This is a genomic window from Microbacterium xerophyticum (assembly GCF_053543555.1).
This window is the reverse complement of record NZ_JBLVOB010000006.1, coordinates 348,735-373,441: the sequence shown is the minus strand read 5'-3', so window position 1 is coordinate 373,441 and position 24,707 is coordinate 348,735. Positions and strand designations below refer to the sequence as shown.

General features: G+C 68.2%; 21 protein-coding genes and 1 pseudogene. 18 read left to right on the top strand and 4 right to left on the bottom strand.

Features of this window, described 5'->3' with window-relative positions; all coding sequences use genetic code 11:
- Positions 1–19 precede the first annotated feature (19 nt).
- From secD to ACNPNP_RS08400, 3 genes are all read left to right on the top strand, one after another.
- Positions 20–1,747: a protein translocase subunit SecD gene (gene secD, locus ACNPNP_RS08410; protein ID WP_448965592.1), complete on the top strand. Its 1,728-nt coding sequence runs from the start codon at positions 20–22 to the stop codon at positions 1,745–1,747.
- Positions 1,747–2,736: a protein translocase subunit SecF gene (secF, locus tag ACNPNP_RS08405; RefSeq protein WP_448965591.1), complete on the top strand. Its 990-nt coding sequence runs from the start codon at positions 1,747–1,749 to the stop codon at positions 2,734–2,736. The genes secD and secF overlap by 1 nt, the downstream gene beginning before the upstream one ends.
- Positions 2,737–2,801: 65 nt before the next feature.
- Positions 2,802–5,051 carry a RelA/SpoT family protein gene (locus tag ACNPNP_RS08400; protein ID WP_448965590.1) on the top strand — a complete coding sequence of 750 codons (2,250 nt, stop codon included), beginning with the start codon at positions 2,802–2,804 and terminating at the stop codon, positions 5,049–5,051.
- Here ACNPNP_RS08400 and ACNPNP_RS08395 read toward each other — a convergent pair.
- Both ACNPNP_RS08395 and ACNPNP_RS08390 read right to left on the bottom strand, forming a co-directional pair.
- Entirely contained in the window at positions 5,021–5,608 is a 588-nt protein-coding gene (locus ACNPNP_RS08395; RefSeq protein ID WP_448965589.1) for a type IV toxin-antitoxin system AbiEi family antitoxin, read from the bottom strand. The genes ACNPNP_RS08400 and ACNPNP_RS08395 overlap by 31 nt on opposite strands.
- Before the next feature lie 51 nt (positions 5,609–5,659).
- Positions 5,660–7,018 (bottom strand): DUF349 domain-containing protein, encoded by a 1,359-nt coding sequence (locus ACNPNP_RS08390; RefSeq protein WP_448965588.1) that lies wholly within the window; start codon positions 7,016–7,018, stop codon positions 5,660–5,662.
- Between the two features lie 207 nt (positions 7,019–7,225).
- Between ACNPNP_RS08390 and nirB the strand changes: the two genes are divergently transcribed.
- The 5 genes from nirB to ACNPNP_RS08365 are packed head-to-tail and all read left to right on the top strand — an operon-like array spanning position 7,226 to position 13,278.
- Entirely contained in the window at positions 7,226–9,805 is a 2,580-nt protein-coding gene (nirB, locus tag ACNPNP_RS08385; RefSeq protein ID WP_448965587.1) for a nitrite reductase large subunit NirB, read from the top strand.
- Positions 9,802–10,194: a nitrite reductase small subunit NirD gene (gene nirD / locus ACNPNP_RS08380; protein WP_448965586.1), complete on the top strand. Its 393-nt coding sequence runs from the start codon at positions 9,802–9,804 to the stop codon at positions 10,192–10,194. The genes nirB and nirD overlap by 4 nt, the downstream gene beginning before the upstream one ends.
- A 1-nt stretch (position 10,195) precedes the next feature.
- A complete protein-coding gene (gene cobA / locus ACNPNP_RS08375) occupies positions 10,196–11,467 on the top strand; it encodes a uroporphyrinogen-III C-methyltransferase (RefSeq protein WP_448965585.1) in 1,272 nt (423 codons plus the stop codon).
- A gap of 42 nt (positions 11,468–11,509) precedes the next feature.
- Positions 11,510–12,601 carry a uroporphyrinogen-III synthase gene (locus ACNPNP_RS08370; protein ID WP_448966149.1) on the top strand — a complete coding sequence of 364 codons (1,092 nt, stop codon included), beginning with the start codon at positions 11,510–11,512 and terminating at the stop codon, positions 12,599–12,601.
- Positions 12,598–13,278: a sirohydrochlorin chelatase gene (locus ACNPNP_RS08365; protein ID WP_448965584.1), complete on the top strand. Its 681-nt coding sequence runs from the start codon at positions 12,598–12,600 to the stop codon at positions 13,276–13,278. Before ACNPNP_RS08370 ends, ACNPNP_RS08365 begins: the two co-directional genes overlap by 4 nt.
- Before the next feature lie 83 nt (positions 13,279–13,361).
- On the opposite strand, the gene ACNPNP_RS08360 is transcribed toward ACNPNP_RS08365, so the two are convergent.
- Both ACNPNP_RS08360 and ACNPNP_RS08355 read right to left on the bottom strand, forming a co-directional pair.
- A complete protein-coding gene (locus ACNPNP_RS08360; RefSeq protein ID WP_448965583.1) occupies positions 13,362–14,306 on the bottom strand; it encodes a formate/nitrite transporter family protein in 945 nt (314 codons plus the stop codon).
- 145 nt (positions 14,307–14,451) lie between these two features.
- On the bottom strand, positions 14,452–14,742 hold the full coding sequence (locus ACNPNP_RS08355) for a hypothetical protein (protein WP_448965582.1): 291 nt from the start codon (positions 14,740–14,742) through the stop codon (positions 14,452–14,454).
- 85 nt (positions 14,743–14,827) lie between these two features.
- Between ACNPNP_RS08355 and ACNPNP_RS08350 the strand changes: the two genes are divergently transcribed.
- The 10 genes and pseudogenes from ACNPNP_RS08350 to ACNPNP_RS08305 form a co-directional block, all read left to right on the top strand.
- The gene (locus ACNPNP_RS08350; protein ID WP_448965581.1) at positions 14,828–16,162 is read left to right on the top strand and encodes a replication-associated recombination protein A; all 1,335 of its coding nucleotides are present in this window, start codon (positions 14,828–14,830) and stop codon (positions 16,160–16,162) included.
- Positions 16,163–16,354: 192 nt separating this feature from the next.
- Entirely contained in the window at positions 16,355–16,984 is a 630-nt protein-coding gene (rpsD, locus tag ACNPNP_RS08345; RefSeq protein WP_033107089.1) for a 30S ribosomal protein S4, read from the top strand.
- Positions 16,985–17,092: 108 nt separating this feature from the next.
- A complete protein-coding gene (locus ACNPNP_RS08340) occupies positions 17,093–17,287 on the top strand; it encodes a hypothetical protein (RefSeq protein WP_448965580.1) in 195 nt (64 codons plus the stop codon).
- 74 nt (positions 17,288–17,361) lie between these two features.
- On the top strand, positions 17,362–20,022 hold the full coding sequence (gene alaS, locus ACNPNP_RS08335; RefSeq protein WP_448965579.1) for an alanine--tRNA ligase: 2,661 nt from the start codon (positions 17,362–17,364) through the stop codon (positions 20,020–20,022).
- Positions 20,019–20,492, top strand: a complete 474-nt coding sequence (gene ruvX / locus ACNPNP_RS08330) for a Holliday junction resolvase RuvX (RefSeq protein WP_448965578.1) — start codon at positions 20,019–20,021, stop codon at positions 20,490–20,492. The genes alaS and ruvX overlap by 4 nt, the downstream gene beginning before the upstream one ends.
- Before the next feature lie 2 nt (positions 20,493–20,494).
- Positions 20,495–21,943 (top strand): endolytic transglycosylase MltG, encoded by a 1,449-nt coding sequence (gene mltG, locus ACNPNP_RS08325; RefSeq protein ID WP_448966148.1) that lies wholly within the window; start codon positions 20,495–20,497, stop codon positions 21,941–21,943.
- Positions 21,944–21,947: 4 nt separating this feature from the next.
- Positions 21,948–22,772: a shikimate dehydrogenase family protein gene (locus ACNPNP_RS08320; RefSeq protein ID WP_448965577.1), complete on the top strand. Its 825-nt coding sequence runs from the start codon at positions 21,948–21,950 to the stop codon at positions 22,770–22,772.
- A gap of 57 nt (positions 22,773–22,829) precedes the next feature.
- A complete protein-coding gene (gene aroC, locus ACNPNP_RS08315; RefSeq protein ID WP_448965576.1) occupies positions 22,830–24,059 on the top strand; it encodes a chorismate synthase in 1,230 nt (409 codons plus the stop codon).
- A complete protein-coding gene (locus ACNPNP_RS08310) occupies positions 24,046–24,564 on the top strand; it encodes a shikimate kinase (protein WP_448965575.1) in 519 nt (172 codons plus the stop codon). The genes aroC and ACNPNP_RS08310 overlap by 14 nt, the downstream gene beginning before the upstream one ends.
- A pseudogene (locus ACNPNP_RS08305) lies at positions 24,561–24,707 on the top strand (3-dehydroquinate synthase); the annotation flags it as partial. The gene ACNPNP_RS08310 and the pseudogene ACNPNP_RS08305, both read left to right, overlap by 4 nt.

Here is a 24,707-nt window from a genome sequence, read left to right as displayed (position 1 = left end):
CGTAGAAAGCTGAACGTACGTGGCATCTTCTTCTCCAGTCCGTCACGCCTGGAAGGTCCTTCTCAGCCTTCTCATCGTGACGGCCGCATTGTTCGGCATCAACGCTGTGGGCGTGGGACTCGGGCAGAGCTCCTGGGCTCCTGAACTCGCCCTCGACCTCCAAGGCGGCACGCAGATCGTCCTGGGCGCCGTCACCGAGGATGGGGCCGACCCTACTCAGGAGCAGCTCGACCAGGCGGCTGCGATCATCCGCCAGCGCGTCGACGCCGCGGGTGTCGCCGAGGCGGACATCACGACCGAGGGCGGACGCAACATCGTCGTCCAGATCCCCGGAACAGCCGACGAGGAGACCCGCGCACGCATCCAGGCGAGCGCGCAGCTCGAGTTCCGCGCCGTGATCTTCGCGGGAGACCCGGCGACGGAATTCGTCGGCGAAGACGGCAACGCCACGCCGTACCCGACACCGGATCCGAACGCCAACGCGACCCCGACGACTGAGCCGACCGACGGCAGCGACATGTCGTGGGTCACGGAGAAGCTGCAGGCCGAGTTCCTCGCCTTCGACTGCGCCGACCCCGAGAACACCGCCGCGGATGCGCCGGAAGACCAGCCGCTCATCACGTGCGACGACACCGGCACCGCCAAGTACATCCTCGGACCGATGGAGCTCTCCGGCGACGCCATCGACGACGCGACCAGCGGCCGCGCACCCGACTCCGGCGCGTGGACCGTGCAGCTCACGCTCGACGGCAACGGCACCGAGGTCTTCGGCAACATCAGCCAGCGTCTGTACCAGAACAAGATCGACGGTCTCAGCCCGCGCGACCAGTTCGCCTTCGTGCTCGACGGGAAGGTGATCTCCGCTCCGCAGATGAACGGCGTGATCCTCAACGGCAAGCCCAGCATCTCCGGCTCCTTCACCCAGGAGACGGCGGAGACGCTCGCCGACCAGCTCAAGTACGGTGCGCTCCCGCTGAGCTTCACGACCGAGAGCTCCGACACCGTGTCGGCGACCCTCGGCACGCAGCAGCTGCAGATCGGTCTTATCGCCGGGCTCATCGGCCTCGCGCTCGTCGCGGTGTACTCGCTGCTGAGCTATCGCGCACTCGGCTCGGTGATCATCGCGTCGATCGCGGTGATGGGCGTTCTGACCTACATCATCGTCTGCATCCTGGCCTGGCGACTCGGCTTCCGTCTGTCGCTCGCCGGCGTCGCGGGTCTGATCGTGTCGATCGGCTTCACGGCGGACTCTTTCATCGTCTACTTCGAGCGCATCCGAGACGAGCTGCGCGACGGGAAGTCGATCACCGGCGCAGTGGAAGACGGCTGGGGTCGCGCCAAGCGCACGATCTACATCTCGAAGTCGATCAACGTCCTCGCCGCCGTCGTGCTCTACGTCCTCGCCGATTCCACCGTGAAGGGCTTCGCCTTCCCCCTCGGGCTCACGACGCTGATCGACGTGTTCATCTTCGTCATCTTCACCCATCCGGTGATGCAGCTGCTGGCGAGAACCCGGTTCTTCGGAGGCGGGCACAAGCTCTCGGGGCTCGACCCTGAAGCGCTCGGAGCGGTCTACCGCACTCGCACGCAGTACCGCCAGGTGGCACCGGCGACCGTGGGACGAGCGGCCAAGAACAGCCGCTCCCGCGCAGAAGCCGAAAGACGACAGACCATCGCCGAACGCAAACGCGCCGAGGCGCTGGCCGGCGACAGATCCACCGATGCCGGAAGCGAGGGAGAGCGCTGATGGCCTCCATGAATGAGTTCGGCAACAACCTCTACAGCGGGAAGACCTCGTTCCCGTTCGTCGGCAGGCGACGCCTCTGGTTCATCATCGCGATCGCTCTCGTCGTCGCGTCCGCCCTCGTGCCGCTGCTGCGTCCCGTGCAGTTCTCGATCGAGTTCACCGGTGGTTCGCAGTTCACGGTGCTCGCGCCGGACAGCACCGACCAGTCGACCGCGACCCGCGCCGTGCAGTCGGTCGTCCCTGAGGCCGCCGCCAAGGTCGCCATCGTGAACGGCACCGACGTGCGCGTGCAGACCTCTCAGATGACCCCGGAGGAGACGCAGAGCGTCGCGGGGGCACTCGCCGACGCGTACGAGGTACCCGCCGAAGAGGTCACCTCGTCGTTCATCGGTCCGGTCTGGGGCGAGAGCGTCACCCGGCAGTCCCTGTGGGGTCTGGCGATCTTCCTCGCGCTGACCTTCCTGATCCTCGCGATCTACTTCCGCACGTGGAAGATGTCGGCGGCGGCGATCATCGGTCTGCTCGATGTTCTCGTCATCACCGTCGGCGTGTACGCCCTCGCGGGCTTCGAGATCTCGCCGGCGGCGGTGATCGGATTCCTCACGATCCTCGCGTATTCGTTGTACGACACGACAGTGGTGTTCGACAAGATCAGGGAGAACACGACCGAGGACGGTGAGAATTCGTCGCGCACGTTCGGCGAGTCGGTCAACCTCGCCGTCAACCAGACGCTGATCCGCTCGATCAACACGTCGGTCGTCGCAGCCCTCCCGGTCGGCGCGATCCTGTTCATCGGGTCGTTCTGGCTCGGCGCGGAGACGCTCACCGACATCTCGCTGTCGATCTTCGTCGGCATCCTCGTCGCGACCTACTCGACGCTGTTCGTGGCGGCACCGCTGTACTCGCTCTTCCGCGAGAAGGAGCCGCAGATCATCGCTCAGGACGCACGCGTGCTCGAACTGCGTGAGCGCGCCCGCGCGGACGCGTGACTCCAGCGGGCGCGCAGCCGCGCCCGTTCTGCGCGCGTAGGATGATCTGACCCGGAGGTGTAGTGATGGCGGAGGCGAGCGCTCAGGCGCAGGGATCCAGTCTGAGGAGACTGGTGCCCCGCATCTTCTCTCGCGCGCCCCGCATCAACGATCTCGACAACCTCGTCCGCACTGTGCGGGTCAACCATCCCAAGGGCGATCTCGCGATCATCGAACGCGCATACCGCGTCGCGCATGAGAAGCACGAGGGGCAGAAGCGCCAGAGCGGCGAGCCGTACATCACGCATCCGCTCGCGGTGGCGCAGATCCTCGCCGAGATGGGGCTCGGACCTCGGGCCATCGCCGCGGCTCTGCTGCACGACACCGTCGAGGACACCGGCTACGCCCTGTCCGAGCTGACCGAGGCGTTCGGCGACGAGGTCGCCATGCTCGTCGACGGCGTCACCAAGCTCGACAAGGTCAAGTACGGCGAGAGCGCGCAGGCCGAGACGGTCCGCAAGATGATCGTCGCGATGTCGAAGGACATCCGCGTGCTCCTGATCAAGCTCGCCGATCGCCTTCACAACGCGCGCACCTGGGGATTCGTCCCGCCCGAGAAGGCGGAGCGCAAGGCCAGGGAGACACTGGAGATCTACGCGCCGCTGGCCAATCGTCTCGGCATCCAGGCGATCAAGTCCGAGCTCGAGGATCTCTCGTTCGCGGTGCTGCACCCCAAGATCTACGCCGAGATCAACAGTCTCATCGCGCAGCGGACCCCGCAGCGCGAGAAGTACCTGGCGCAGGTCATCGAGTCCATCAACGAGGACCTCCATGACCTGAGGATCCGCGGCAAGGTGGGCGGGCGCCCGAAGCAGCTGTACTCGGTGTACCAGAAGATGGTGATCCGCGGACGCGAGTTCGACGACATCTACGACCTCATCGGCATCCGCGTACTCGTGAACTCGGTGCGCGACTGCTATGCCGTGCTGGGCGCCATCCACGCGCGGTGGACGCCGCTGCCCGGACGGTTCAAGGACTACATCGCCACCCCGAAGTTCAATCTGTACCAGTCGCTGCACACCACGGTCATCGGACCCAGCGGCCGCACGGTCGAGATCCAGATCCGCACGCACGAGATGCACCAGCAGGCGGAGTTCGGCGTCGCAGCGCACTGGATGTACAAGGAGCGCATGAACGGCGGCCGGCCGGTCGCCGGACCTTCGGACACCGACATGACCTGGCTGGCCCATATCTCGGACTGGCAGGCCGAGACGGCGGACCCCAGCGAGTTCCTCGACTCGCTCCGCTTCGAGATCGGTGCGAAGGAGGTCTACGTCTTCACTCCGAAGGGCAGGGTCATCGGCCTTCCCGCCGGGGCGACGCCTGTGGACTTCGCGTACGCCGTGCACACCGAGATCGGTCACCGCACCATGGGTGCGAAGGTCAACGGCCGCCTGGTGCCGCTCGAGACAGCGGTCAAGAGCGGCGATGTGGTCGAGGTCTTCACCTCCAAGAACCCGGATGCCGGCCCCAGCCAGGACTGGCTCAGCTTCGTCAAGAGCACTCGAGCCCGCAACAAGATCCGCGGCTGGTTCACGAAGGAGCGCCGCGAGGAGGCGATCGAGCAGGGCAAGGAATCCATCGCGCGCGCCATGCGTCGGCAGAACCTGCCGCTCCAGCGTCTGATGAGTCAGGATTCCTTCTCGGAGGTGGCGCATCAGCTGCACTACGAGGACGTGTCCGCACTGTATGCCGCCGTCGGCGAAGGGCATGTCTCCACGCAGTCGGTGCTGGAGAAGGTCACCGCCCTCATCGCCGCGAACGACACCACGACCGGGGCGATCGAGATCCCGGGTCGTCCGCGCTCCAGGGAGCCGCGCACCGGTGACTCCGGCATCCTCGTGCGCGGCGCGGACGACATCCTCGTCAAACTCGCCAAGTGCTGCACACCTGTCCCCGGCGACCCGATCGTCGGCTTCGTCACGCGCGGCAGCGGCGTGTCGGTGCACCGCTCCGACTGCGTGAACGTCAAGGCGCTCAGCGTCGAGGAGCAGCGCCTGATCGAGGTCGAGTGGGCGCCGACGACGAAGAGCGTATTCAGGGTGCAGATCCAGGTCGAGGCACTCGATCGCGCCGGCCTGCTCTCCGATGTGACACGCGTTCTCAGCGAGCATCACGTGAACATCCTCTCGGCCACGGTCAACACGAACGACGAGCGCCTGGCGATCAGCCGGTTCGTGTTCGAGATGGGCGACTCGGTGCACCTGGACCGCGTGCTCAATGCCGTGCGCCGCATCGACGCGGTCTACGACGTGTACCGCGTCACCTCGTCCTGAGCGCGCTGAGCGCGACCCTCCAGGAGTTCCTCGACAGTCGCCAGCGCGGCGAGCTTGCCCGGCATCCGCGGGCGAGCGGTGAGCAGCGCGTGCACCTCGGGCAGCAGATCGGGGAGCGTCCCTGCCATCTCGTGCATCCACGCATCGCACTCGGGATACCGCACCGACATGAGGACCAGATCGGTGAGCGTGCGCATCGGCGTCGTCACTGGGACGGCGTCGACGAGCATCAGGTCAGCGGACGGGGCTCGGCCTTCATGCGCGATCACATCCATGCGCTGCTCGATGCGCGGACGGCGATCCACGGCGCGCTGGATGTGGTGACGTGCGGGCGGCGCCTGTCCGACGCCGTGCACCCACGCGGCCGTCGGGCCGCCTGCGGCGTAGCCCAGGGGAAGTATCGGCGCGAGAGCCGCCGCTCTGGCACCCGCATCCTCCGGCAGGTCTGCAGGCATGTACCCCTCGCCGATCTCGACGAGCAGTCCGTCCAGTCGCGCGGCGTTCAGCTCCTGCGGAGACAGCAGCGCCCCGGGTCGGTAGAACAGTGAGGGATGCACACCTTCAGTGTGTCCCGCTGCTCACCTCGCCGGGGCGGGCTGTGGATAAGGTCAGCCGTCGAGCGCGTTGAGCCAGGCGCGGCGTGCCTCGAGAGCATTAGCCGCTTCCTTGGCGGCCCTCTTGTCGCCGGCCTTCTCGGCGGCGGCCTTCTCGCCCTCGAGCTTCTCGATCGCATCGAGCAGCTGCTGGCTCATGTCGTTCGCACGCGCCTTGGTCTCGGGGTTGTTGCGCTTCCAATCGACCTCTTCGCGCGACTTGAGCGCCTGTTCGATCGTGCGCAGCTTGTCGTCCAGCGCGCGTTCGCGATCGCGCGGGAAGATGCGTCCCACGTCGTCCCACTGGCGCTGGATGCGGGTGAGAAGAGCGCGGGCCTGCTTGATGTTGGGCTCGTCGGCGACGGCCTTGGCCTCTTCGAGAAGAGCCTCGCGCGCTTCGATCTTCGGGGCGGATTCCGCCTCCTCCGCAGCGGACTGCTCTGCGCGCGCGGCGTACAGCGCGTCACCAGCGGCCTTGAACCGCGCCCACAGGGCGTCGTCGGCCTTACGCCCCGCTCGGCCAGAGGCCTTCCACTCGTCCAGGAGTGCACGATAGGCGGGAATCCCGTCGACGCCCTTGGGCGCGAGGGCCTCGGCGCGCTCGATCAGCTGCGCCTTGCGGTCGCGGGCGGCCTTGTGCGTCTCGTCGAGTTCGGAGTAGAACGCACGACGGCTCTTGTCGACCACGGAGCGGGCATCACGGAACCGCTTCCACAGCTGCTGCGAGATGCCCTTCGGCAGGCGGGGACCGCTCTGCTGTTGAGCCTGCCACGCGTCGAAGAGCGCGGTGACCTCCTCGGTCACCTGCTTCCACTGCACCTTCGAGAGATCGCGGGCGGCGATCTGCTCGATGCTCTCCACGAGCACCGTGCGTTCGGCGATCGCCGCGTCCACGAGTTCCTTGGCCTGCTGAGCCTCGGCGGCACTCGCCTCGGCCAGGGTCGCCGTGAGCGCGTCGAGGCGGGAACGCAGGGATGCGAGATCGCCGACGGCTGCGGCGCCGGTGACCTCGTCGACGAGGTGACGTGCCTGCGTCGTCAGATCACTGGCCGAAGCACCGCCGGACTGATGACGCTGCTCGAGCGTGTGCACCTTGAAGGCGAGATCGTCGAACTTGCGCACGTAGTAGGCGAGAGCCTCTTCCGATGTGCCGTCGGGGTACTGGCCGACGACACGCCATTCGTCGCCCTCGCGCACCTCGACCGTGCCGTCTTCCGTGACGCGGCCCCAATCGGCGGAGTCGGCTGCCGCGACCGGCGACACCCGCGAGGCCGGTGCGGCTGCCGCAGCGGGTGCGGGAGTGCGCGGCGGCATCGGGATGCGCGGGGGGCCGGGGACGGGGGGAGTCGGCTTCGAAGGCTCGGTGGCAGACACGATGTGCTCCTTGCGCGGTCAGCCCGCGGGAGGGGGAAAGGACGATGATCAGCCTAGTACGAGCCGGGCACTGCGCGAGGGGGCCGGGATCTCACAGTGTCGTTACCGTTTTGTGAGGAGAACGTTCGACGCGCGTAACGGGAGGCGCCGGGTCCGTGAAACACCGCGCTCATAGTGTCTGGTCATCCCCGAGGTGCTGGAGGAGCAGTGAACGAGAACAGCGAAGCCGTGACACGGGTCGTCGTGGTCGGTGCCGGAATGGTGGCGCACAGGTTCGTCGAGAGCATGATGAGCCGGGCTGAGGGCCCGGTGCTGATCACCGTGATCGGTGACGAGGGGCGCCATCCGTACGACCGGGTCGGGCTCACCGGATACTTCTCCGGCGCGTCACCGAGCGAACTGACGCTCGATCGCACGGTGCTGGAGGACGAGCGCGTCGCGCTGATCGCCGATGACAGGGTCGTCCGCATCGATCGTCGCGCTCAGACGGTCACGACGCGCTCGCGCAGGGTCATCGACTACGACACGCTCGTGCTCGCCACAGGCTCGTACGCCGCCCGTGTGGCCGTGGACGGAGCGGATCTGCCCGGATGCTTCGTGTACCGCACTCTCGACGACGTGCAGGAGCTGCGCAGGTTCGTGCAGCGCCGCAGCGCCGAGCTCGGGCGAGCGCTGCGAGGTGCGGTGATCGGCGGCGGTCTGCTCGGACTCGAGGCGGCCGGCGCTCTGCAGGGACTCGACGTCGAGTGCACCGTGGTGCAGTCCTCGGATCGGCTGATGTCCGCCCAGCTCGATCTCGCGGGCGGCGGGATGCTGCGCCGTCTGATCGAGGCGCGGGGCATCGCAGTGCGCACAGATTCGCGCACGACCAGGCTCGATCCAGATGAATCCGGCGCCGTCACCGCGCTGGAGTTCCAGGACGGCAGTTTCCAGCGGGCGGACGTGGTGATCTTCACCGTCGGCGTCCGACCACGTGACGAGCTCGCCCGCAACGCGATGCTCGACGTGCACCCTCGCGGCGGTGTGCTGATCGACGACCGCTGCCGCACGAGCGATCCGGCGATCCTCGCGATCGGCGAGGTCGCGAACTTCGACGGACGCAGCGTCGGTCTCGTGGCGCCCGGCTACGCGATGGCGGAGGTCGCCGCCACCCGTCTTCTCGGCGGCGACGCGACCTTCCCCGGCTACGACGAGTCGGCCAAGCTCAAGCTGTCCGGCGTGGACGTCGCGAGTTTCGGCGACGCGTTCGCTCAGACGCCGAACGCGCTCGACGTCGTGTACTCCGATCCGGTGACCGGCGTGTACAAGAAGCTCGTGCTCTCCGACGATGCGCAGACCCTCCTCGGCGGCATCCTCGTCGGCGATGCGGCTGCATACGGCTCCCTGCGTCCGCTGGTGGGTGCCGCGCTCGGAGCCGACCCCGTCGCGTATCTGATGCCGGAGGGCGGTGTCCAGGCGCCGGGAGGTGAACTGCCCGACGAGGCGGTCGTCTGCTCCTGCTCCAACGTCACTGCCGGTCGTATCCGGCAGGCAGTGCACGAAGAGGGCTGCATGGATGCGAGTGCCGTCAAGGCCTGCACCAAGGCCGGCGCCACGTGCGGCTCGTGCGTCCTGATGGTGAAAAAGGTCGTCGGGCAGGAGCTCACGAAGCTCGGTCAGACGGTGTCGAACGCGCTGTGCGAGCACTTCGACATGTCACGACGGCAGCTCTTCGACGCCGTGCGCGTGTCGGAGCTCACCACCTTCAGTGCGGTGATCGAGCGGTTCGGGCGGGGTCGCGGCTGCGACATCTGCAAGCCTGCTCTCGCCAGCATCCTCTCCGTCCTCGTCGGCGCGCATGTGCTCGAGGGCGAGAACGCGACGCTGCAGGACACCAACGACCACGTCATGGCCAACATGCAGAAGGACGGCACCTACTCGGTCGTGCCGCGGATGCCCGGTGGTGAGGTCACGCCAGCCGGTCTGGTGGTGATCGGGCAGGTGGCCGAGGACTTCGGTCTCTACACGAAGCTCACCGGCGGACAGCGCATCGACATGTTCGGTGCCCGGCTGGAGCAGCTTCCGCTGATCTGGCAGCGACTGGTGGATGCCGGGTTCGAATCAGGGCAGGCCTACGGGAAGTCGCTGCGCACGGTGAAGTCGTGCGTGGGCTCGACCTGGTGCCGCTACGGTGTGCTCGACTCGGTGGGCATGGCGGTACGGCTGGAGCTGCGCTACCGCGGGCTCAGGGCACCGCACAAACTCAAGATCGGCGTATCGGGGTGCGCGAGAGAGTGCGCAGAGGCACGGGGCAAGGACGTCGGCGTCATCGCCACCGAGACCGGCTGGAACATGTACGTCGGAGGGAACGGCGGTTTCACTCCTCGGCACGCCGAGCTCCTCGCCTCAGACCTCTCGGACGATGAACTCATCCAGGCCATCGACCGGTTCTTCATGTACTACATCCGCACCGCCGACCGTCTGCAGCGCACGGCCCCGTGGTGCGAGGAGCTCGACGGCGGGCTCGCCGGCCTCAAGGAGGTCATCTTCGACGACTCCCTGGGCATCTGCGCCGACCTCGACGCGGCGATGGCCACGCATGTCGACAACTACGAGGACGAGTGGGCGGCGACGCTGCGCGACCCGCAGAAGCTGCGGCGGTTCGAATCGTGCGTGAACGCGACCGACACCCCCGATCCCTCGCTCGCCTACGTCGCCACCCGCGGCCAGCTGCGTCCGGCCACGGCGCAGGAGCGGCAGTCGGGCGGCGTGATGATCGCCGGAACCACTCTGGAGGTGCGTCGATGACGCTGATCCCCGATCTGCGCAGCGCCGTGCGCGTGTGCAGCATCCACGACCTTGAGGTGGAGCGGGGGCGCGCCGCGCTGCTGGGCACGGAGCAGGTCGCGCTGTTCCTGCTCCGCGACGGCAGCGTGCACGCGGTGTCTAACCTCGATCCCTACAGCGGCGCCAACGTGATATCGCGCGGCATCGTGGGCACGAGGGGCGATGCGCCGACGATCGCTTCGCCGATGCACAAGCAGGTCTTCGATCTCAGAACAGGAGAATGCGTGGAGACGCAGGGCAAGTCGGCGCACAGCCTCGACGTATGGACGGTGCGCATCGACGGCGACGACATCCATCTGCTTCCCACCGCGGCGCGATCGTCCGAGGGCGCGCTGCAGGAAGCGGGCTGACATGACCACGATGCTCGGATTGTCACTGACCGGACGCCGCGTGGTGCTCGTCGGCGGCGGGGCGGTGGCCGCTCGGCGTCTCGCACGCTTCCTCGCTGACGGTGCGCTGGTCGCCGTCGTGGCCCCGGAGCTCGCGCCTCCCATGCGAGCGCTGATCGACTCGCACAGGGCAGGATCGGACACGGAGGGTGCAGTCGAGTGGGTTCCGCGCCGCTTCATCGCGGACGACCTGGACGGCGCATGGCTCGTGCACTGCGCGACCGGCGATGCCGCAGTCGATCGAGAGGTCGTCGCGCTGTGCGAGCAGCGCCGCATCTTCTGCGTCAACGCCTCGGACGGTGCGCACGGCAGTGCACGCATGACCGCCCAGACGACCTCCGGCGACGTGGTCGTGGGCGTGTCGAGCGAGGTGGGCGTCGATCCTCGCCGAGCCGCCGGCGTGCGCACGGCGATCGAGGGGATGCTGACCTCCGGCCTTTTCCCGTTGCGCAGACGCCGCACGGGCGGCACAGGGCGCGTCGATCTCATCGGAGGGGGTCCTGGACCCGTCGACCTCATGACGGTGCGGGCGCGGCGGCTGCTCGCCGAAGCCGACGTCGTGATCGCCGACCGTCTCGGTCCGTCGGATGCCGTGATCGCGGAGCTCGATCCGGATGTGCTCGTGATCGACGTGGGCAAGCGTCCTCATCACCATCCCGTGCCGCAGGAGGAGATCAACGACCTGCTCGTCGCGCACGCGCACGCGGGAAAGCGCGTCGTCCGTCTGAAGGGCGGTGATCCCTTCCTGTACGGCCGCGGCGGCGAAGAGGTGATCGCCTGTCAGCGGGCAGGCATTCCCGTTGAGGTCACACCGGGCGTCTCCAGCGCGCTGTCGGTGCCCCAGGCCGCCGGCATCCCGGTGACGCACCGGGGCACGGCGTCCGCCCTGCACATCGTGAACGGGCAGGGCGAGGTCTCGGCCACCACGCTGCGAGCCCTCGCCGACCCCGAGGTGACGACGGCGATGCTCATGGGGGTCGCGGCACTGCCCGAGGTGGTGCGGTCGGCACTCTCGCACGGGATCAGCAGCGATCTGCCGGTCGCGATCATAGAGAACGGCCACACCCCGCGGCAGCGCACGACGCGCAGCACCCTGGGAGATGTGGTGGCCCACGCCGGTGCCATCGGTGTGCAGAACCCGGCCGTCATCGTGTTCGGTGATGTGGCAAGGGCGGGTCTGCTCATGCCGGAGACGGCCCGGCGCGGCGACCACCAGGCGGGGAGAGTGCGATAGGTGGGTTCGCGGAGCATTCTGGATGCCGCACTCGCCGGCTGCATGATCGTCATCGCCGCCGATCGCCGGGCGGGTGATCTGGCGAGCGCTCTGGAACGCCGGGGCGCGCAGATCTGCCGCGCGCCGGCATTGAGCATCGTGCCCAACGCCGATGACGAGGAGCTCATCCGTCGCACGCGTGAACTGGTGAAGCGGCCGCCAGACATCGTGGTCGTCACGACCGGCGTGGGGCTGCGCGGCTGGATGGACGCCGCGCACGAGCACGACCTCGCGCAAGAGCTCGCCGACGCGTTGCGCACGGCGCAGTTCATCGCGAGAGGCCCCAAAGCGCACGGCGCGATCCAGCAGGCCGGGTTCGTCGCGGACTGGGTCGCCGAATCGGAGACGGCGCGCGAGGTGGGGGAGTATCTGCTCTCATCGTCACTCGCGGGCAAGCGCATCGCGGTGCAGCATCACGGTGCGGGCGCTGACGGGCTGGACGAACTGCTCTCCGGGGCCGGCGCTGAGGTGGTGAGCCTCACGGTCTACCGCTGGGGGCCCCCCGTCGATCCGCAGCTCGTGGAGCGTTCGGTCGGGTATGCCGCCGCTGGTGAGGCGGATGCCGTGCTCTTCACCTCGGCGCCCGGCGCTGCCGAGTGGCTTCGGGCGGCAGAGCGACTTGATGCGCTGGACGGCATCCGCCGACGCGCGGCCACCGGAAGGCTTCTGCTCGCGACGGTCGGTCCGATCACCGCTGCGCCCCTTCGCGAGCACGGACTCGCGCAGACGATCGCCGACCGCGGACGGCTCGGCTCTCTCGCGAGGTGCGTGATCGGCCATTACGGCAGCGGGGGAGCAGCGCCGGCGCTGACGACGTCGGTCGGGGTCATGTCGATGCGCAGCGGCGGCGTCGTGATCGACGGTGACTTCATCGCGCTCTCCCGCGCAGGGGCAGGCCTGCTCGGCGCGCTCTTCGACGCCGGCGGACGCGTGCTGTCAAGGGACGAGATCGCCACGGCGCTGCCGCGCACCGGACGCAACGCGCATGCCGTCGAGATGGCCGTCGCCCGCGTGCGGGAGGCTCTCGGAGGCGTGGACGTCATCAGAACCGTCGTGAAGAGGGGCTACCGCCTCGCTGTGGAGGATCCCGCGTGACAACGCTCATCGCCTGCTCGCACGGCACGAATGATCGTGCCGGCCAGGATGCCGTTCGCCGGCTGATCGACGATGTCAGGTCGTTGCTGCCGGCGGTGAGGGTCGTGGCGGCCGTGGTGGATGTGGAGCAGCCTCAGATCGATGAGGTCATCGCGCGGGAAGCGCCGCGTGATGACGTGGTCGTCGTGCCGCTGCTGCTGTCGGTCGGCTACCACACCGCCGTCGACATCTCCCTGGCCGTGGCCGCGCACGACGGTGCTCGCCAATCGGCGCCGCTGGGCACGCATCCTCTCATCGCGGACGTCCTCTTCGACCGGGTCATCTCCGCGCTGCCCGGAGGATGGCTGCCGGGTGACCACGTCGTCCTCGCCGCTGCGGGATCGAGCGATCCGGCAGCGATGACGGATGTGGAGGCCGTGGCCGCCAGGCTGCGACCGATGCTTCCCGCGCCCGTCACCGTCGGATACGCCTCCGCGTCCGCTCCGCGCATCCCTGACGCCGTCGTGGATGCGCGTCGAGCGGGAGCCGCGCGCGTGATCGCGGCCAGCCACGTGCTGGCTCCCGGATTCTTCGCCGGGCTGGTCGCGGCGTCCGGTGCGGACGTCGTCAGCGTTCCGCTCGCGCCCGATCCGCGTATCGCGCAGGTCGTCGTCGACCGCTTCCACGCTGCCCGCTGACCGTCGCGGCGGTGCCGGGCGGCACGAGCACAGCAGAACGCCCCGATGAGCTTCGGTCTCATCGGGGCGTTCTGGGTCCGTCATCAGCCGATGCTGACGGGTTCGCGCTCTGTCGGGTCTCCGGCGGCGAACACCGGCTGGACGATCGGCCTGGACGCGGACTGTCCGGCGGCGGACGGCGCTGCCGCCGGCGCGCTCTGCGTGGCGCGCGGCCGAACGCCACGGCTGCGGCGAGCGGATGTGCGACCGTACGTGATGAAGAGGGGGAGGCCGACGAAGAGCAGACCTCCGACGAGGTTCCCGATCACCGTCGGGATCTCGTTCCAGATCAGGTAGTCCATGATCGTGAAGTCCGCGCCCAGCAGCAGCCCGGAGGGGAACAGGAACATGTTCACGATCGAGTGCTCGAAGCCCATGTAGAAGAACAGCATGATCGGCAGCCACATCGCGAGGATCTTCGCGACGACGTTGTCGGACACCATCGAGAGCACGACGCCGGTGGAGACCATCCAGTTGCACAGCACTCCGCGGATGAACAGGGTCAGCATGCCGGCGGCTCCGTGGTCCGCGTATCCGACGGTGCGCCCGTGGCCGATCTCGCCGATCGCCTGTCCCACCGCGCTGGGCTCGGTGGAGAAGCCGTAGGTGAAGTAGATCGCCATGAGGATCGCGACCATGAACGCGCCACCGAAGTTGCCGAGGAACACCAGGCCCCAGTTGCGGAACATCGCACCCACTGTCGCCCCTGGTCGCTTGTCGAGCACGGCGAGCGGAGTCAGCGTGAACACGCCAGTGAGCAGATCGAAACCGAAGAGGTAGAGGATCACGAAACCCACCGGGAACAGCACGGCGCCGAGCAACGGCTGGCCCGTGTTGGTCGAGACGGTCACCGCGAACGCGGCAGCCATCGTGAGCAGCGCAGCGCCCATGAAGGCACGGATGAGCGTGTCGCGAGCAGACAGCTGCATCTTGTATGCGCCGGCATCGACCATTCTGGTCACGAGCTCGGCGGGTTTGACGTAGGACACTGGCAACCTCCACGGACGTATCGGATGAGCACAGATGCTGGGCTTGGACCCAGCGTGGCTCACCGTCGTTTCCGGGAGAGGCCGCGATCGTTACGACTCTGAAGCGAATCCCTCACATCGGGATCACGGCCGCGTGAGGTGCCGTCTACTCGGCGGGCGCCTGGTCGGAGAACAGGTCGGCGAAAGGATTCTCGAGCGGCCCGGTGGGAGCCCCTGACTCGGTCGGCTCCGGCGCCGGCGCGGTGACGGCGGCGTGCACGGATTGACTGGCGATGGCGCCGACGACGAGAAGCCCGCCGACGATGCCGGCGATCAGGTTGTCACGCGTGCGCCGTCGGATCTGGCCGTCGTGCCACGCCGTACGCGCCGCGTACAGGCGTGCGCGCTCGACTTCGGCGCGTGAGCGCTGTGCGTTCTTCGGTCCGCGAGCGGCCATTGACTCCTCCTTCGACGCCTCGCCCGGCGCCGTCTGCGAGCTTATCGTGGCGGGCTTTGTCGGTGCGTCGCATTAGCCTGGACGGATGACCTCCGCACCTCTGCTCTCGGGACAGACGCCGCTCGCCGTGCGCATGCGTCCCGTGTCGCTGGATGAGGTCGCGGGACAACAGCATCTGCTCCGTGCAGGATCGCCGATCGTCGCACTGGCGGATCCGGCGGCGACGTCACCCGGTGCCGTGTCGATCATCCTCTGGGGCCCGCCCGGCACAGGGAAGACCACGCTCGCGCAGGCCATCGCGCGCTCATCCGGCCGTCGCTTCGTCGAGCTCTCGGCCATCACCGCCGGAGTGAAGGACGTGCGCGAGGTGATGCAGGAGGCGATAACCCAGCGCGACCTGTACGGGCAGACGACGATCCTCTTCCTGGACGAGATCCACCGCTTCACGAAGGCGCAGCAGGACGCACTGCTGCCCGGCGTCGAGAACGGGTGGGTCATCCTGATCGCCGCGACGACGGAGAATCCGTCCTTCTCCGTGATCTCCCCGTTGCTCTCGCGGTCGCTCCTGCTCACTCTGCAACCGCTCACCGACGACGACATCGCCCTGCTGATCGACCGCGCTCTCACCGACGCCCGCGGGCTGAACGGCACCGTCGCGATCGACGAGGCCGCCCGGTCGGCGTTGGTGCGGCTGGCCTCGGGTGACGCACGCCGGGCTTTGACGGGTCTCGAAGCCGCGGCCGCGGTCGCGATGTCCGGTGCCTCGGATGAGGAGTCGGAGGTCGCATCGATCACGGCGGACGATGTGGCTCAGGCGGTCGACCGCGCGCTGCTGCGGTACGACCGCCAGGGCGACGAGCACTACGACGTGATCAGCGCGTTCATCAAGTCGATCCGCGGCTCCGACGTCGATGCGGCCCTGCACTATCTCGCCCGCATGATCGAGGCGGGGGAGGACCCGCGCTTCATCGCGCGTCGCCTCGTGATCTCGGCATCCGAGGACATCGGGTTGGCCGACCCGCAAGGACTGGTCATCGCCACGGCAGCCGCCGATGCGGTGGCGTTCATCGGTATGCCGGAGGGGCGCATCCCCCTTGCGGAGGCGACCGTCTACCTCGCCACCACCGCGAAGTCGAACGCATCGTACGATGCCATCAACGCGGCGATCGCCGACGTCCGTGCGGGCAACTTCGGCCGCGTACCCGTGCACCTTCGCGACGCGCACTACGCGGGCGCCAAGCGGCTCGGCCACGGCAAGGGCTATGTCTTCCCGCACGACAACGAGTACGGCATCGTGCCGCAGCAGTATCTTCCCGATGAGCTCGTCGGCCGTCGCTATTACGCGCCCAAGCAGCTCGGAGCCGAGCGCGACGTCTCGGCCAGGCTCGAGCGGATCCGGCGCATCCTCGACGATCGCTGAACCCCGGTACCGGCCTCGCCGAGGGCGCGGATCGCGATCTGTTAGACTTGAGCGGCTCGAAACACAGTTTTCGGGCATCCCCTCGTTCACACCCCACCTTCACGGCGCCCCGGCGTGCGCCCGAAGGCAGAACAGCGGAGATACGTCCGTGAGGCGTGAAAGACACGTCCACGTCATCGGAAGGAAAACTTCGTGGTCACGAAGTCCCAGGACCGCCGCAAGGTCCGTCTGTCCCGCGCCCTCGGCGTGGCACTCACCCCGAAGGCCGCGCGCTACCTCGAGAAGCGTCCCTACGCTCCGGGCGAGCACGGCCGCACCAAGCGCAAGACCGACAGCGACTACGCCGTCCGTCTGCGTGAGAAGCAGCGTCTGCGCGAGCAGTACGGCATCCGCGAGAAGCAGATGCGCAACACGTTCAACGAGGCACGTCGTCACGACGGCCTGACCGGTGAGAACCTGGTCGAGCTGCTCGAGATGCGCCTCGACGCCCTCGTGCTGCGTGCCGGCTTCGCCCGCACCACCGCACAGGCCCGTCAGCTCGTCGTGCACCGTCACATCCTCGTCGACGGCCAGCTCGTCGACCGCCCGTCGTTCCGCGTGAAGCCGGGTCAGCTCATCCACGTCAAGGCCAAGAGCGAGGGCACCGAGCCCTTCCAGGTGGCAGCAGCCGGCGGTCACGCCGAGGTGCTTCCCCCCGTTCCCGGCTACCTCGAGGTCGAGCTCGACAAGCTCCACGCGCGTCTGCTTCGTCGTCCGAAGCGCGCCGAGGTCCCCGTGACCTGTGAAGTGCAGCTCGTCGTCGAGTACTACGCGGCTCGCTGATCCAGCGAACCATTTCTGCAGAAGGCGTCGGGTTCATCCCGACGCCTTCTGTCGTTTCCGCATACGATGGAGAGACCGCGCCTCGCGGCCCAAGGCAAGGATGACGACATGAAGACGTTCCTGTGGTTCCTGATCGGTGTGATCGGTGGATTCGTCGCCGCCCACTTCATGAACAAGGATCCTCGCGGTCACGATATCCTCGCCGAGGTGGACGCCCGCATCAACGGGTTCACCACCGTTCTCAGCGACGCCTACCGGGCGCAGGAGGCTCGTCTCGTCGAGCCGTCTCCGAATGACCACTGACCGCTGATCACCCGCGTTCTGCGTCGCGGTCGTCGCGATGCTCCTCCTCCTCACTCAAGGACAGCCGTACCCCTATGAAAACTGCGGACATCGCGCAGCGCTACCTCAGCTACTTCGAGAAGAACGACCACACGATCGTGCCGTCGGCGTCGCTCGTGAGCGACGATCCGACCGTGATGTTCACGATCGCCGGAATGGTGCCGTTCATCCCGTATCTCACCGGGGTGGTTCCCGCGCCGTACTCCCGTGCGGCCGATGTGCAGAAGTGCATCCGCACCAACGACATCGAAGAGGTCGGCAAGACGGTCCGCCACGGCACGTTCTTCCAGATGCTCGGCAACTGGTCGTTCGGCGACTACTTCAAGGAGGGGGCGATCACCTACGCGTGGGAGCTCCTGACCACCAGCGAGGCGGACGGCGGACTCGGCTTCGCGGAGAAGGACTTCTGGGTCACGGTCTACGAGACCGACGACGAGGCCGCAGACATCTGGCGGCGTGTGATCGGGCTTCCGGAAGAGCGGATCCAGCGGCTGGGCCGTGCCGACAACTACTGGCACACCGGCCAGCCGGGCCCCGGCGGCCCCGCCTCGGAGATCTTCTTCGACCGTGGTCCCCAATTCGGCCGCGAGGGTGGCCCTGCGGCGGATGACAACCGCTACATGGAGCTGTGGAACCTCGTCTTCATGCAGGAGCTGCTCAGCGACGTGCGGTCGCAGGAGGACTTCGACATCGCTGGGCCGCTGCCCAAGAAGAACATCGACACGGGCATGGGCCTGGAGCGGGTGGCCTTCCTCAAGCAGGGCGTGGCGAACATGTACGAGACCGATCAGGTCCGTCCGGTTCTCGACCGCGCTGTCGAACTGTCCGGCAAGCGCTATGGAGCCGTCCATGAGGACGACGTCCGCTTCCGCGTCATCGCGGATCACGTGCGCTCCTCGCTGATGCTGCTCTCGGACGGTGTGAAGCCGTCGAACGAGGGACGCGGGTACGTGCTTCGTCGACTCATGCGCCGCACCGTGCGCGCGATGCGACTGCTGGGCGTGGACGCGCCGGTGTTCCCCGAGCTGTTCGCCGCCTCCCGTGACGCCATGAAGACGGCGTACCCGGTGCTCGAGACCGAGTGGACCCGTCTTTCCGGTCTGGCCGTCGCCGAGGAGGAGACGTTCCTGCGCACGCTCGCGCAGGGCTCGACGATCCTCGACCTCGCACTCGCCGACACCAAGAAGTCCGGCAAGCAGACCCTCGCGGGTCCTGAGGCGTTCCTGCTGCACGACACCTACGGGTTCCCGATCGACCTCACCTTGGAGATCGCCGAGGAAGCCGGACTCGACGTCGATCGCAGCGCGTTCGACACCCTGATGCAGGAGCAGCGCGCACGCGCGAAGGCCGATGCGAAGAGTCGCAAACGACAGCTCGCCGACGTCTCGGTGTACCGCGACTTCCGAGCCCTCGGTGAGACCGGGTTCGCCGGATACACCGAACTCGACATCGAGTCCCGTGTTCTCGGCATCCTCGTCGACGGCCAGCCGGTCACATCCGCCGGGGAGGGTCAGGTCGCCGAGGTCATCCTCGCCGAGACGACCCTGTACGCCGAATCCGGCGGACAGGTCGCCGACAAGGGCATGATCGTGGGCGCCGGGTTCGAGCTGGACGTGCTCGACGTGCAGAAGCCGGTCGCCGGCCTCATCAGCCACACCGTGCAGGTCGTCAGCGGCAGCGTCGCGCTCGACGATCGCGCGACGACGGTCGTCGACGCGGCCAACCGTCGCGCGGCGCGTCAGGCGCACTCCGCCACGCACCTGGTGCATGCGGCTTTGCGCGACACGCTCGGCCCGACCGCCACCCAGGCGGGATCGCTCAACCGCGCGGGTTACATGCGTTTCGACTTCTCGTGGTCGCAGGCGCTGTCCGCCGATGCGCGCACCGAGATCGAGGAGATCACGAACCGCGCCGTGCAGGACGCGCTCGAGGTGACGACGCGCATCGTGTCGCTCGACGAGGCGAAGGAAGCCGGCGCCATGGCGCTGTTCGGCGAGAAGTACGGCGATGTCGTGCGGATGGTCGACATCGGCGGCCCGTGGTCGCGTGAGCTGTGCGCGGGCACGCACGTCGGCACCAGTGCCGAGATCGGTCTGGTCAGCGTCGTGGGCGAGTCGTCCGTCGGCGCCTCCAACCGCCGTATCGAGGCGCTGGTCGGCCAGGATGCCTTCCGTGAGCTCGCCGCGGAGCGCGCGATCGTGTCGCAGCTCACGAGCGCGCTCAAGACACCGCGCGAGCAGCTTCCGGAGCGGATCGCCGAGATCGCCGCGAACCTGAAGACCGCCGAGAAGCGCATCGCGCAGTTCGAGGCCAAGCAGCGCGAGGGGCAGGTGCCCGCCATCGCGGAGTCGGCTGCGCGCGTGGGCGCGTACCGCGTCGCAGCGGTCTCGCTCGGCGATGTCGCGTCGGCGGACGACGTGCGCACTCTTGCGCTCAGCGTGCGCGAACGGCTCGGCTCCGATGCGGCGGTCGTCGCGCTCGGCGGTGTCGCGGCAGGGCGGCCGGTCGTCGTCGTGGCGACCAACGATGCCGCACGTGCAGCCGGTGCGAAGGCGGGCGCACTCGCGAAGCGGGCCGCCGGCGTGCTCGGCGGTGGCGGCGGAGGACGTGATGACGTCGCACAGGGCGGCGGCACTGACGCCTCGGCGTTGGATGCGGCTCTCGAAGCCGTGACGCAGGAGCTGCGCGGCGCGTGAGCGGATTCCGCCGCGGAGTGCGGCTCGGCATCGATGTCGGCAAGGCGCGTGTGGGCGTATCCCGCTGCGACCCTGACGGCATGCTCGCCGTTCCCGTCGAGACCGTGCCGCGCTCGGAGCATTCTCTGGCACGCATCGCCGAGATCGCGGCGGAGTACGAGCCGATGGAGTTCATCGTCGGTCTGCCGGTGAACATGCAGGGGGCCGACACGCCCTCCACTGCGGATGCGCGTGAGTTCGCGGCCGCTCTGCAGCGGCTCACGGCCGTACCCGTGCGCCTCATGGACGAGCGGCTCAGCACCGTCACGGCGCATGCCGCGCTGCGCTCATCTGGCAGAACTCAGCGAAACTCTCGTAGCATTGTCGATCAGGTCGCGGCTGTGGTGCTGCTGCAGCACGCGATCGACACGGAGAAGAGCACCGGCAACCCGGCCGGTTCCGTGGTGCCGACCGACGAGGAGCCCACTTGAGCATGCCCGAACGTGAGAGTCCCGAGCGCGGCTCGAACTCGCTCTCCGACGACCTGTTCTCGAAGCTGCCTGCTCCCGAGCACCAGGTTCCGACGGTCGATTCGACGCCGCCGGCACCCGGTTCGCGCCGTGCCCTGCGCGAAGCCGCACGCTCCGAGACCGCGCCGTCCGAGAATGCTCCGCCCGCGGCAGCCCGGCCGGAAGGCGTGGAGAAGGAGGATACCACTCGGCCAGAGTCAGAGCAGTCGCCCGCTGATGACGCCTCGACTCGTGGGGAGGTCCCGGACTCCGCGACACGCCCTGTGCCCACGTCGTCGCCCGCGTCCCTCGACGACCTCTTCGCGACCGAGCACGACGACTCCGACGGCCACGCCCCGCGCAGGAAGAAGCGCCGCACGGGCTGTCTCGTCGCGCTCATCATCGTCCTCGCACTGATCGGCGGCATCGTCGCCGGCGGCTTCTGGGTCATGAACACCTATGGCGACAAGATCAACGAGGTCATGGGCTGGGGAGAACCCGACGACTACGAGCCCGGTATCGCCTCCGGCGAGGCGCTCGTCACCATCCGCGAGGGGGACACGGGTTCCCCGGTCTCCACGGCGCTGTACGAGGCGGGCGTCACGAAGACGGAAGACGTCTTCTACAACTACCTGGTCGATGAGAACATCGCCGTGACCTTCTATCCGGGTGTCTACAAGCTGCAGCAGAAGATGACCGCAGCGGACGCCCTCGCCGCTCTGCAGGATGATGCGAACAAGATGGAGAACTCCGTCGGCATCCCCGAGGGCGGCACGCTCGAATCGTCCCTGCCGCTCATCACGGAGAGCCTCGGCATTCCGCTGGAGGATCTTCAGGCGGCCGTCGCCGATCCCGCTGCCTACGGCGTCGCAGCTCAGAGCCTCGAGGGCTGGCTGTTCCCCGCGGTCTACACCTTCGATCCCGAGGCGACAGCCACTCAGATCATCCAGCGCATGGTCGATCGCACCCGTGAATCCCTCGCGGCAGCGGGCGTGCCGGCCGGCGACGAGCAGCGGATCCTCACGACCGCGTCGATCATCCAGCGCGAGGGCCGCACCGACGACTTCGCCAAGGTCTCCCGCGTCATCCAGAACCGGCTCGATGACGGCATGATGCTGCAGATGGACTCCACGGCGCAGTACGGCTACGGCGAGCTCCACGCCGGCGTGGTGAGCACGTCGACAGAGGCGCAGAACGACGACAACCCGTGGAACACCTATGTTCACACCGGGCTGCCCGTCGGTCCGATCGCGAACCCGAACGATGCGGCGATCGAGGCGGCCATGCATCCGGCTGACGGGCCGTGGTTCTACTTCGTGACGATCAACCTGCAGACGGGCGAGACCGTGTTCTCGACGACGTACGAAGAGCATCAGGCCGCGATCGAGACGTGGCAGGAATGGTGCCGCGCGAACCCTGATCAGGGATGCTGACACCGTGACCACCCGTCGCCTGGCGGTTTGGGGCGATCCGATCTCTCACAGCAAGTCGCCTGCGCTGCACGGCGCCGCGATCGGCGTTCTCGGCCTGGACTGGGAGTACGGCCGCAGGCAGGTCGATGCCGAAGGCTTCTCCGCCGCGCTTCGCGGACTGGATGATTCGTGGCACGGGCTCTCCCTGACGATGCCGCTCAAGGAGCAGGCGTTCCGCGCGGCCGAGACGCACGATCGTCACGCCGAGCTCACGGGGGCGGTGAACACGCTCCTGCTCGGCGCCGCGCCTGCGGGCTTCAACACGGACGTCGGCGGCATCATCGACGCGTTCGCCGAGCATGAGGTCGGCGACGTGGCACGTGCGCGCATACTCGGTGCAGGGGCGACGGCGGCGTCCGCCCTGGTCGCGGTCGCGGAGATGGGGGCGCAACGCGTCGACATCCGCGCGCGCCGACCCGAGCGGGCGACGACGTTGCGCGCGATGGGGGAGAGGCTCGGCGTGGACGTCGAAGTGAACGCGTTCGACGATCAGGTCGCCGCGGTGGACGTCACGGTCGCCACGCTTCCCGGTGGCTCGGTCCTCGTGGATGCGTCCGCGTTCGCCGCCGACGGAGGCACACTGCTCGATGTCGCATATTCCCCATGGCCATCGGCCCTGGCCGGCGCATGGCCCGGTGAGCAGGTCATCTCCGGAATCTCGATGCTGCTGCACCAGGCGCTGCGACAGGTGCGAGTGTTCGTCCACGGTCATCCGGTCGACACTCTCGACGATGAGGCGGCCGTTCTGGCCGCGATGCGCACGGCCCTGACGGATCAGACGCCCTCCTGACCCGACCTCCGTGTCATGCGGGGAGAACAGGGTCCTCGCTCATGGGAGACTGGAGCAATGCTCCGCGTGCTCACGGCCGGCGAATCGCACGGCCCCGAACTCATTGCCGTCATGGAAGGGCTGCCGTCCGGCGTCCCGATCTCGTCCGAGGCGATCCAGCAGGATCTCGCCCGCCGCAAGCTCGGCTATGGACGCGGGTCACGCATGAAGTTCGAGCAGGACGAACTCACCATCTCGGGCGGGGTCCGCCACGGCAAGTCCCTCGGCAGTCCGGTCGCACTCCGCATCGGCAACACCGAATGGCCCAAGTGGATCGAGGTCATGAACCCCGAGCCCGTCGAGATCACCGACAAGTCGCGCGGCCGTTCCGCGCCGCTGACCCGCCCCAGGCCGGGGCACGCCGACCTCGTCGGCATGCAGAAGTACGACTTCGACGAGGCACGTCCCATCCTCGAACGGGCGAGCGCGCGCGAGACGGCGGCGCGTGTGGCGCTCGGCGCCGTCGCCCGATCCTTCCTCGGCGAGCTCGGCATCCGTCTGGTCAGCCACACGCTCTCCATCGGCCCGGTGCGCGTGCCGGACGGCAGTCCGCTGCCCGCACCCGACGACGTCGAGGCGCTCGACGCCGACCCGCTGCGGTGCTTCGACGCCGCCACTTCCGCCGCCATGGTCGCGGAGGTCGACGACGCGCGCAAGGACGGCGACACTCTCGGCGGCATCGTCGAGGTGCTCGCGTACGGCCTTCCGCCAGGACTCGGCTCGCACGTGCACTGGGATCGCCGTCTCGATGCGCGACTCGCTCAGGCGCTCATGAGCATCCAGGCCATCAAGGGCGTGGAGGTGGGCGACGGATTCGAGACGACGCGTCGTCGCGGTTCCGCCGCGCACGACGAGCTCTTCGCCGCCGAGGCCGGGATCACCCGCGGATCCGACCGCGCAGGCGGCACGGAGGGCGGGATGTCCACCGGCACGGTGCTGCGCGTGCGCGCCGGCATGAAGCCGATCGCGACCGTTCCGCATTCGCTGCGCACGATCGACGTCGCCACGGGCGACGCTGCCACCGCCCACCACCAGCGCTCCGATGTGTGCGCCGTCCCGGCGGCGGGTGTGGTCGCCGAGGCGATGGTCGCCGTCGAGCTCGCGAACGCCGTGCTCGAGAAGTTCGGCGGGGACAGCATCCGCGAGACGGCGCGCAATCTCGCGAGCTACCTCGACGCGATCCCGGCCGAGCTGCGCACCGCGCCCGCCTCGGAGGCGGCGCTGATCGCCAACGATGAGCGCGCCTGAGCCGCTGACACTCGTGCTCGTCGGTCCGATGGGCGCGGGTAAGACCAGCGTCGGCCGGCAGGTCGCCAAGCGACTGGGTGTCGGATTCATCGACACCGACAAGCAGATCGCCGCCGAGCACGGCCCGATCCCCGAACTCTTCGAATCTCGAGGGGAAGCGCACTTCCGCGAACTCGAGAAGGACGCCGTGGCGAAGGCGCTCGGCGACGGGGGCGTGATCTCTGTGGGTGGGGGCGCCGTGACCTCCGCGGCGACCCGTGAGCTTCTGCGGCGTCATCGCGTCGTCTTCCTCGCGGTGTCGTCTGATGCGGTGGCCGAGCGCATCCGCAGCGGCGGGCGCCCGCTCCTTGCAGGCGACGACGACCCGCTGGAACGTTGGAATCAGATATACGCGCAGCGTCGAGGCTGGTACGAGGAGATCGCCGACGTGACGTTCGACACGTCGCGGCGGCCGATGCATCGCATCGCGGACGAGATCGCAGCATGGAGGAGAGAACAGGCATGAGCACCACCACGATCAGCGTGACAGGACAGGCGTCCTACGACATCACGGTGGGCAGGGGGATCCTCGATCGAGTCTCTGCGGCCCTCGATCCCGCTGTGCGGAAGGTCCTGGTGGTGCATCCGCCCACTCTCGCCGCGCGCGCC